The sequence below is a fragment of the Streptomyces sp. WAC06614 genome, from assembly GCF_003949795.1.
Taxonomy (GTDB): Bacteria; Actinomycetota; Actinomycetes; order Streptomycetales; family Streptomycetaceae; genus Streptomyces.
Genome location: NZ_RPRY01000291.1, coordinates 1 through 8443, shown reverse-complemented (window position 1 = coordinate 8443; position 8443 = coordinate 1). Strand labels below are relative to the sequence as shown.

The 8443-nt window shown below is 74.1% G+C and carries 7 protein-coding genes and 1 pseudogene; 5 read left to right on the top strand and 3 right to left on the bottom strand.

The annotated features are described in order from the left end of the window. Positions 1 to 53: 53 nt before the first annotated feature. The 4 genes from EF918_RS28165 to EF918_RS28150 all read left to right on the top strand — a co-directional run bounded on the left by EF918_RS28165 (position 54) and on the right by EF918_RS28150 (position 4891). Complete coding sequence (locus tag EF918_RS28165) at positions 54 to 1511, top strand: cytochrome ubiquinol oxidase subunit I (protein WP_125651745.1); 1458 nt, start codon at positions 54 to 56, stop codon at positions 1509 to 1511. Beyond that, complete coding sequence (locus tag EF918_RS28160; protein ID WP_125651744.1) at positions 1511 to 2563, top strand: cytochrome d ubiquinol oxidase subunit II; 1053 nt, start codon at positions 1511 to 1513, stop codon at positions 2561 to 2563. The genes EF918_RS28165 and EF918_RS28160 overlap by 1 nt, the downstream gene beginning before the upstream one ends. Positions 2564 to 2734: 171 nt before the next feature. Next, positions 2735 to 3718: an aldo/keto reductase gene (locus EF918_RS28155; RefSeq protein WP_125651743.1), complete on the top strand. Its 984-nt coding sequence runs from the start codon at positions 2735 to 2737 to the stop codon at positions 3716 to 3718. A gap of 141 nt (positions 3719 to 3859) precedes the next feature. Beyond that, positions 3860 to 4891, top strand: coding sequence for a PP2C family protein-serine/threonine phosphatase (locus EF918_RS28150; protein ID WP_260610748.1), 1032 nt, complete (start codon positions 3860 to 3862; stop codon positions 4889 to 4891). Between the two features lie 44 nt (positions 4892 to 4935). Here the strand turns inward: EF918_RS28150 and EF918_RS28145 are convergent, their stop codons facing one another. Next, positions 4936 to 5580, bottom strand: coding sequence for a GAP family protein (locus tag EF918_RS28145; RefSeq protein WP_125651741.1), 645 nt, complete (start codon positions 5578 to 5580; stop codon positions 4936 to 4938). 252 nt (positions 5581 to 5832) lie between these two features. On the opposite strand from EF918_RS28145, the gene EF918_RS28140 reads away from it, so the two are divergent. Next, positions 5833 to 7581, top strand: a complete 1749-nt coding sequence (locus EF918_RS28140; RefSeq protein ID WP_185921954.1) for an alpha/beta-hydrolase family protein — start codon at positions 5833 to 5835, stop codon at positions 7579 to 7581. A 24-nt stretch (positions 7582 to 7605) separates the two neighbouring features. Here EF918_RS28140 and EF918_RS28135 read toward each other — a convergent pair whose 3' ends face one another. Together EF918_RS28135 and EF918_RS38610 are read right to left on the bottom strand one after the other, a co-directional pair. Further along, positions 7606 to 8277, bottom strand: a complete 672-nt coding sequence (locus EF918_RS28135) for a CPBP family intramembrane glutamic endopeptidase (protein WP_125651740.1) — start codon at positions 8275 to 8277, stop codon at positions 7606 to 7608. Between the two features lie 68 nt (positions 8278 to 8345). Then, positions 8346 to 8443 (bottom strand): annotated as a pseudogene (locus EF918_RS38610) (thioesterase family protein); the annotation flags it as partial.

The following is an 8443-nucleotide window of genomic DNA, read 5'->3' as shown; positions in this document are numbered from 1 at the left end:
CGGGTAGGCGGGGTGGCGGGGAGCCGGCTGTCGGCGAGGTGAGGACGGGGTGCATGCATTTGGTGGTTCAGCAGGTGCTCGCCGACGGGCCGGCGCAACTGCTGCCGGCCCGGCAGCTCATGGCGTTCACGCTCGCCGCGCACATCCTCCTGGTGCCGATGGGGGTGGCGCTGCCGCTGATCACCCTCGTCATGCACCACCGCGGCCTGCGCCGCGACGACCCCCTGGCGCTGTTGCTGGCCCGGCGCTGGTCGGCCGTGATGGCCGTGCAGTTCGCGATCGGTGTGGTCACCGGCACCGTGCTGTCGTTCGAGTTCGGGCTGCTGTGGCCAGGACTCATGGGCAGGTGGGGCGATGTGTTCGGCGTCGGGTTCGGCGTGGAGGCGTGGGCGTTCTTCCTGGAGGCCGTGCTCATCGCCGTCTACCTCTACGGCTGGCGCAGGCTGCCGCCGCGTACGCACTTCCTGCTGGGGTTGCCCCTGCCGGCCGCGGCGCTGCTCGGGGCGTTCGGCATCATCTCCGCCAACGCGTGGATGAACACCCCTCAGGGCTTCACCCTCGACCCGCAGGGCGACCCGGTCGACGTGAACGTCTGGAAGGCGCTCTTCACGCCCATGTTGGGGCCCCAGTACTGGCATTTCGTGGTGGCCATGCTGATGACGGCGGGCTACGTCGTGGCCGGGGTCTATGCGGTCGGATGGCTTCGCGGTCGGCGGGACCGCTACCACCGGTTGGGTTTCACCGTGCCGTTCACGCTGGCCGCAGCGGCCACTCCGGTGCAGTTCGTGCTGGGTGATGCGATCGCCCGGGCGGTGTTCCGCGCGCAGCCGGTGAAGTTCGCGGCGATGGAGATCGTCTGGCGGACCGGCAGCCACCAGCCCGAGTACCTGTTCGGCCGTCTGCAGTCGGACGGATCGGTTGCGGGCGGCATCAAGTTTCCCGGAGTCGACTCCGTGCTGGCCGGGTTCAGCCCGGACACCGTCGTGCAGGGGCTGTCCTCGGTGCCGGCGGACGCCCGGCCCACCGCCACCCAGGCCACGCTCGCCCACACCGCGTTCGACGTGATGGTCTGCATCGGATCGCTGCTCGCGCTCCTCGCCCTCTGGTACGGCCTGGTTTGGCTGAGGCACCGCAGGCTGCCCCGCTCGCGGTGGTTCTACCGCGGCGCCGCGTGCGCCGGTGCCGGGTCGCTCGTCGCCGTGGAGTGCGGCTGGGTCACCGCCGAGGTGGGCCGCCAGCCGTGGATCGTCTACGGGAACATGCGCGTGGCCGAGGCCGTGACGTCGACCCGGTCCACCGCGCTGTGGACCATGTTCGGTCTGGTGATCGTGGTGTACGTGGCCATCTTCGCCGCGTTCGTCCTGGTCCTGCTGAAGATGCGCGACCGGTGGCGGTCGGCCGACCGTGAGGGGCCCGAGGCGGTGACGCCGTACGGGCCCCGGCCCCCGGTGGCGACCGGCGGCACCGGACCCGGCGCCGGTACCGGCGCGGCCGGTGGAGGGGGCGGCTGATGGCCGGCTCGCTCGTCGCCTTCGTGCTGCTGCTGGCCGTGGCCGCGTACACCTGCGCCGGCGGGACCGACTACGGGGCCGGCTTCTGGGACCTGACGGCCGGCGGGGCCGAGCGCGGCAGGCGCCCGCGCCGGCTGATCGACCACGCCATGGGGCCGGTGTGGGAGGTCAACAACGTCTGGCTGGTGTTCGTCCTCGTCCTCATGTGGACCGGGTTCCCCGTGCTGTTCCAGACGGTCTTCACCGCCTTGTGGCTCCCCCTGGCGGTGGCCGCCCTCGGCATGGTCCTGCGCGGCGCCGGCTTCGCCCTGCGCAAACCCGTCCGCCGGCTGTCCCGCCGGCGCCTGTACGGGGCCGCCTTCGCCATCGCCTCCCTGCTGACCCCGTTCTGCCTCGGCGCGGCGGTCGGCGCCATCGCCGCGGGACGCGTCGCGCCGGGTACCGAGTCCGCCGCGCACGCGTGGGCCCATCCCGCCTCCCTCGCGTTCGGGCTGCTCACCGTGGCCGCGACCGCGCTGCTCGGCGCCGTGTTCCTGACCGCCGACGCCGCCCGCTTCGAGGCGCCCGATCTCGTGGGCTACTTCCGGGCCCGCGCCCTGCTCGCGTGGGCCGCGGTCGCCGTGACCGCAGTGGGCGTCCTCCTCGTCACCCGTGCCGAGGCGCCCCATGTGTGGCACGGGCTGACTCATGGGGCGGGGCTGGTCCTCGCGGCCGGGTCGGTCGCCGCGTTCGCCGTCACGGGGCTGCTGGTGCTGCGCGGTCGCGCCCGGTGGGCCCGGGCCGGCGCCGTCGCCGCCGTCGGCGCGGCCGTCCTGGCCTGGGGCCTGGCCCAGCGGCCCTACCTGATCCCCACCTCGCTGACGGTGGCGGACGCCGCGGGGGATCCCCAGACCCTGGCCTGGCTGCTGGTGGTCAGCCTCGTCGCCCTGGTGCTGATCGGGCCGGCCGTCGCCCTGCTGTACTGGCTCGACACCCACGGCGAGCTCGAACCCCTCACCGACTCCGACCTCGGGGGGCGCACCGCGCGCGGCGACGGGGCCGACGCGGACTGACGCGGACTGACGCGGACCGACGCCGTCCCGCCGTCGAAAGCCTGCGCGGTCGCCCGGGCGGCGCGGAACCCGCTCGCGCCCGCCGTGTCGCCGCCGGGGCCGACCCGGGCGCCGGCGATAGCGTACGGGGCGCACCCGTCGGTGCGGACCCCTTGCGGCAAGGAGAACGTCATGGAACTGCGCGCACTCGGCACCCAGGGCCTGCAGGTCGGCGCCGAAGGACTCGGCTGCATGGGCATGAGCGCCTACTACGGCGCCACCGACGAGACCGAGGCGCTCGCCACCCTCGACCGGGCCCTGGAGCTGGGCGTGACCCTGCTCGACACCGCCGAGTCCTACGGGCCCTTCGTCAACGAGCGGCTCGTCGGCAAAGCGGTGGCCGGGCGGCGCGACAGGGTGGTCATCGCCACCAAGACCGGAATCGAGATCGACGACGACGGCACCGTCCACGGTCACAACGGCCGGCGCGAGTACATCCACCGCGCCGCCGAGCGTTCGCTGCGTCACCTGGGCACCGACCGCATCGACCTGTACTACCTGCACCGCATCGACCCGGACGTGCCCGTCGAGGAGAGCATCGGTGCCATGGCGGAGCTGGTCACCGCAGGCAAGGTGCGCTACCTGGGGGTGAGCGAGGCCGCCGCGGCCACGATCCGGCGCGCGCACGCCGTGCACCCCCTGACGGCCGTACAGACCGAGTACTCGCTCTTCGAACGGGGCCTGGAGGACAACGGCGTACGGGCCGCCCTCGACGAGCTCGGCATCGGCCTGGTGGCCTACTCCCCGCTGGGCCGCGGGTTCCTGTCCGGTGCGATCACCAGCCCGGACGACTTCGCCGAGGACGATTTCCGCCGCACCGACCCCCGCTTCCAGGGGGAGAACTTCTCCCGCAACCTCGCCGTGGTCGACGCCGTCCGCCGGCTGGCCGGGGCCAAGGGCGTGACCCCCTCCCAGCTCGCCCTCGCGTGGGTGCTGCACCGGGGCGCGGTGCCGATCCCGGGCACCAAGCGCCGCCGCTATCTGGAGGAGAACATCGCGGCCACTGCCGTGACGATCACCGACGAGGACATCGCCGCGATCGAGGCCGTGGCCCCGCGCGGTGTCGCCTCGGGCGAGCGTTACGCCCCGGAGTACATGCGTAGCCTGGACGGCTGAACGGCGACCCGGCCGCCACCTGGGGCGGGGGGCCCGGGCGCGTCCGTCGGAGCGCTGTGCACCCTTTGCGTAGATATTCTGTGGTGTGTGATCGAGTCCGGACGGACGCGGCAGCGTCGGCGCCCCGGCCCGGGAAGACTTGTGCGGCTGTCGCCGGTCATCCTGACCGTCGTCATCGCCAGCCTGGCCTACTCCACCCCGCCGGAAATGGCCTTCAGCCGCCTCCTTCCCGCGGCGCCGGCCCTCGCCGCGTCGATGTGGCCGGTCCTTCCCACCGTCCTGCTCGGGACCGTCTGCCTGCTGCTGATGATCGGCCTCAGCCTGGTCTTCCCCGACCTGGGGACGTGGTGGACGGCCGCGGGGATCATCGCGGTCACCGTGGCCGCCGCCTACGGCAGCCACCTCAGGCTCCAGCGGGAGCGCACCCTCTTCCAGGTCCGGCTCGTCGCCGACGCGGCCCAGCAGGTGGTGCTCAGCCCGATGCCGCGCCGCTTCGGGAACGTCGAGATCGAGTCGCTGTACCTCGCGGCCGCGGCGGAGGCCCGGATCGGCGGGGACTTCTACGAGGCGGCCGACACCCCGTACGGGGTCAGGCTGCTCATCGGGGACGTGCGGGGCAAGGGCCTGCCGGCCGTGGGGGCGGCCGCCGCGATCGTCAACGCCTTCCGGGAGGCGGCCTACGACGAGGCCGACCTGGTCGCCGTCGCCCGCAGGCTCGACGCCAGCAGCAGCCGGTACAACGCCGCCTTCCCCTCCGACGGGGTGATGGAGCGCTTCGCGACCGCGCTCCTCGTGCAGATCCCGCACGAGGGCTGCCGGATCGACATCCTCAACTGCGGACACCCCCCGCCGCTGCTGCTGCACCAGGGGGACCTGCACACCTTGGAGACGGCCGCGCCGTCGCCCCTGCTCAGCCTGGCGGAGCTGATCGGCGACGACTACCACGTCGACACCTACGACTGCGCCCCCGGCGACCTGCTGCTGCTCTACACCGACGGCGTCGCCGAGACCCGGGCCCGGGACGGCGAGTTCTTCCCGCTGGCGTCGTGGATGCAGCGCCAGCCCGCGATGCCGCCCCGCGAGCTGCTCTCGGCCCTCCACCGCGACCTGCTGCGCTACAGCCGGGGACGCCTCGACGACGACATCGCGGCGCTCGCCGTGCTGCGCCGCTGACGGCAGGCGGCGAGCGGAGAACGGCGACGCGGGGCGGTGAGGGGTCAGGTGACGAGCTGGTAGGTGCCACTGGCGGTCAGCCAGAGGCCGACCAGCAGCGAGAGGGCGATGACCAGCTGCTCCTGGTGCTGCTCCAGCCCGGTCCGCAGGGCGTTCAGCCGGGTCAGCGCGGCGCCGGGCGACCGGACGGCGTACACCTCCATGACCAGCAGGCTGAGCGTGGCCAGCAGGCAGTAGCCGGCCAGCGCGAGCCAGTCGGAGAGGGAGGAGAGGTCGGCGTCGACGACCACGGCCGCGCCGGCGCCGACCATGGCCCACGGCTGGAGCAGCCAGGCCAGTGCGGCGGCGGTGCCGAGCGAGGCGTTGTCGATCCGGCGCGTCCAGCTCGGGGGCCGGTGCGGGCGGGGCGGGCGCCGGTAGCGGTGGCCGCCGTACAGCAGCAGGCCGACGCCGATGGCCAGTTTGGCGGCGTCCGCCGCGGTCGACGGGGTGCTGTGGTGCACGGGCGGAGTCCCGCCGGTCAGCAGGACCACACAGGCGACCACCACGACCAGGTCGGCCAGCCAGGACAGCAGGAAGACCAGGCCCTTGCGCACGCCGTGGCGCGAGGCGAGCAGCAGGATGAAGGCACTGTTGTGCAGCGGTCCCAGGGTGATGGCCGTGCCGATCACGACCAGGTCGACGACCATCGGCTCAGCCGCTCCCGGAGGTCCAGACCGTCCGGCGTCACCGGACGGGCGTCCGGGCGGGGTACGCCCGGCGGGCAGGGGTGCCGCGCCCGCGCGGCGCCGTATCCCGACTCTGCGGCCCCGGGCCCCACCGGTCAAGCGGGCCGCGCCGGGCACCCCGGGTGCCCCTCGGCGGCGCACCGGCCGCGCGGCCGTACGGCCCCGAATGGCGGCGTCGGGCGGGCGCTGGGAACATGACCCCGGAGGCGAGCCATGACCAACGATCCGCAAGCTTCCGTTCCTGCCGGACCGGCCGCGTCGTCGCAGGGCGACGGTCCCGGTGGCCCGGCCGGGCAGCGCGACCCCGCGGGGCCGCCGGCCGCGTCCGGTGCGCGTCGGCGTCGGCTCGGTCTGTCGCTGCCCGGGTGCTGGGGGGCGCTGGTGCTGGCGTGCCTGTCCTTCACCCCGTCCCTGCTGCCGCGCGGCGGCATCCTGCAAGGGCTGATCTGCGGGATCAGCGCGGCGATCGGGTACGGCCTCGGCGTCGTCGCGGCGTACGTGGGGCGCGCGTTCGCCGACCGGGAGGCGCGGGCCGCCTCGCGCAGGTCGTGGCTGGTGTTCGCGGTGTCGGCGGTCGTGCTGTTCGCGCTCGCGTTCGGGCTCGGACAGTACTGGCAGCACGAGATCCGCCGGCTCATGGGTGTCACCGACTACAACGTCCTCACCGCCGTCGCCTGCCCGTTCGTGGCGGCCCTGGTCTTCCTGCTCCTGCTGCTGACCGGCCGGGGGCTGCGGGCCCTGTACCGCCGGGCGGCCCGGCTGCTCGAACGGTGGATCGGCCCGCGTGCGGCGCGGGCGGTCGGCTGGATCGCGGTGGCGGCGCTGGCGTGGGCCGTGTTCTCCGGGGTGCTGCTGCAGGGCATCGTGAACGCGGCCAACGAGGCGTTCTCGTTGCGCGACACGCAGACGCCCGAAGGCGTGGAGCGTCCCACGTCGGTCCTGCGCTCCGGCGGGCCCGGATCGCTCGTGCCCTGGGACTCGCTGGGCCGGGAGGGCCGGGCCTTCACCGGCAGCGGGCCGTCGGCCGAGGAGATCGGTGCGTTCACGCACCGCTCGGCCCGGGAGCCCGTGCGGGCCTACGCCGGGCTGTCGACGGCCGACGACGCCGAGACGCGCGCGGCCCGGGCCGTCGCGGACCTGGAGCGGGCGGGCGGCTTCCAGCGGGAGAACCTGCTGGTGATGACCACCACGGGCAGCGGCTGGGTCGACCCCGCCGCGGTGGACACGTTCGAGTACCTGGGCAACGGCGACTCGGCCACCGTGGCGATGCAGTACTCGTACCTGCCGTCGTGGCTGTCGTACCTGGTCGACCAGGCCAAGGCGCGGGAGGCCGGCCGCGAGCTCTTCGACGCCGTCTACGAGACCTGGTCCAAGCTGCCCGCCGACGACCGGCCGCGGCTGTTCGTGGCGGGTGAGAGCCTGGGGTCGTTCGGCGGGGAGACGGCGTTCAGCGGGGAGTACGACCTGCGCAACCGCACCGCGGGGACGCTGTTCGTGGGTCCGCCCAACTTCAACACGCTGTTCCGGGAGTTCAGCGACCACCGGGACCCGGGAAGCCCCGAGATCGCACCCGTGTACAAGGACGGGCGCACCGTCCGGTTCACCGGCGACCCGGCCGCCGGGGTGCCGCCGCAGGGGCGGGCGTGGGACGGCACGCGGGTCCTGTACCTGATGAACCCCTCCGACCCGATCGTCTGGTGGAGCCCGAGCCTGGTCCTCGGGGAGCCCGACTGGATCGGCGAGGCGCCCGGTGACGACGTGCTGGAGTCGATGGTCTGGATCCCCTTCGTGACCTTCTGGCAGGTCACGGCCGACCTGCCGTTCTCCACGGGGGTCCCGGACGGTCACGGCCACACCTACAAGGTGTCGTACGTCGACGGCTGGAACGCCGTCATGCGCCCCTCCGGGTTCACCGCGCAGGACCTGGACCGGCTGAGGGACATCGTCGGGCCGGAGCAGTGAGGTCGCCCGGTGGCCGGGGCGCGGTCAGCGCAGCAGGAATCCGAAGACGTAGCCGAAGGCGTTGACCGCCCAGTGCAGGCCCATGGGCGCCAGGAGGCTGTCGCTGCGGCGCCGCAGTGCGCAGAAGAGCACGCCCGCCGCCGTCGTGAACAGGACGGCACCCACGACCGCCGCGGCGGCGCCCAGCCAGGAGTCGCCGAGGACCGCGGTCAGGGCGGGCTTGGCGGTGGCCAGGTGCAGGGACGGCAGGACGTGCCACAGGCCGAACAGCACGCTCGACACGCCCGTGGCCCAGGCCGCGCCGCGGGACCGGCGCAGCAGCCCGTAGAGCACACCGCGGAAGGCGGTCTCCTCCAGCAGGACCGTGCCGACCGGGACCAGGACCAGGGCGCGGACCAGGACGTCGGCCCCGTCCATCCGGTCGTAGCGCCGGTCCTCGAACAGGGGGCGGGTGGCGGGGAGCAGGGCGGCGGCCAGGTAGACGGCCGCGACCAGGGCGATCAGGGTGAGCGCCCAGCGGGCGCCGCGGGCCAGGGTGTGGGGCGCCAGACCGGCGTCCGCCGGGCCGCCGCCGGCCCACCGGAGCACGCCGAGCAGCACGACGCAGACCAGGACGGCCGTCAGCAAGCGGTACGGGGCCGTCGTCCGGTGCAGGACCGGGTTGGCGGCGGCGAGCACGGCCACGGTGAGGGCCACGGCCGCCGGGGTCCCGATCCGCCACCGGTCCGGGCCCCGACGCGGGGCGGGGACGGGGACGGGGTCCGGTGCGGCAGGGCCGCGGACAGGGCCCGGCCGACCAGGGCCAGCAGGTAGCCGCCGTTGACTGCGGCGATGATCGTCCAGCCGGCGGAGAGCTCCGCGT